This is a genomic window from Helicobacter bizzozeronii, from assembly GCF_900196775.1.
GTDB lineage: Bacteria > Campylobacterota > Campylobacteria > Campylobacterales > Helicobacteraceae > Helicobacter > Helicobacter bizzozeronii.
Genome location: NZ_FZLB01000108.1, coordinates 1 through 1,071 on the forward strand (window position 1 = coordinate 1; position 1,071 = coordinate 1,071).

Annotated in this window: 1 protein-coding gene; it reads left to right on the forward strand. The window is 48.8% G+C overall.

Annotated features, from left to right (window positions below; genetic code table 11):
* Positions 1-112: 112 nt before the first annotated feature.
* Positions 113-1,071, forward strand: a 959-nt coding sequence (flgD, locus tag C5684_RS08805) for a flagellar hook assembly protein FlgD (RefSeq protein ID WP_199764544.1), incomplete at its 3' end; no start/stop codon positions are given.

Genomic DNA, 1,071 nt, shown 5'->3' on the forward strand with positions numbered 1-1,071 from the left:
CCCAAAGACGCACCCAACCCCCCCCAAGAGCCCAGTAAGGTAGGTCTGCCCCAGTATGCATGATTAAAGACTTTTGGGTATAATGGCGCACATTTAGATTCAGGAGGCGGTCATGCCAATTGATTTAGCAGAGGTAACCGGCGCAAAGGCGGCGATGGAGAAAAAAAAGCACGAGCCCAAAATCGCCAATGGTCTAGACAAAGATGCGTTTATGAAACTCTTTTTGGAGCAACTCAAAAACCAAGACCCAACAGCTCCCATGGAGACAGATAAAATCATCAGCCAAACCGCACAGCTCACCCAAGTGGAGATGCAAGAGGAGAATAAAAAGGCGATGAAGGAAGTTGCCGATGCGATGCAATCCACCAAGGCAACCAACCAATCTCTCAAGGATTTTCAAGGCAAGCTTAAGGAGACTTTGGAACACCTAGATAAGGGCGTGGATAATACACTCAAAAGCAATGCGGTCATGACTCAAGCTTCCGGCTTAAACAGCGTAACCATGATTGGCAAGATCGCTGAAACCGATGTCAAGGGGATCAATGTTACTAAGGGCAAGGTGGATTTTTCGCTCTACTTTGATGAACCCATTAACACCACTGAGGGCAGAGCAGATATCCAAATTTATGACAAAGATAAACAATTAGTCCGCACCTTGTCTTTAAAGGGGGATAGTGGCAAACAAGGTTATGTCAAGTTTGAATGGGACGGGCTGAATGCGCAGGGCAAGCCCGTAGAATCGGGCACTTATGAGGTGTTCGCCCAATATAATTTAGACCCCAAGACCAATAAATACTTGCATACACGCATTGGGCGGGGCGAGGTGCAAAGCGTGGTGTTTGACAAGGGCAAGCCGATGTTACGCATGGGGGAGATGATCTTGCCTATGGATAGTGCCCTAGAATTTTATGACAAAAACACGACTCGCCAAGAAAAAGAGCAACGGGAGAATTTAGCCCACTTGGTGCAATCTAAAGCCCACACGCCAAGCACGCCCCCAAAAGCCCCAACAACCCCCAAGAATGCCAGCACGCCCCCAAAAGCCCCCCAGCACGCCCAAGCCAGCACGCC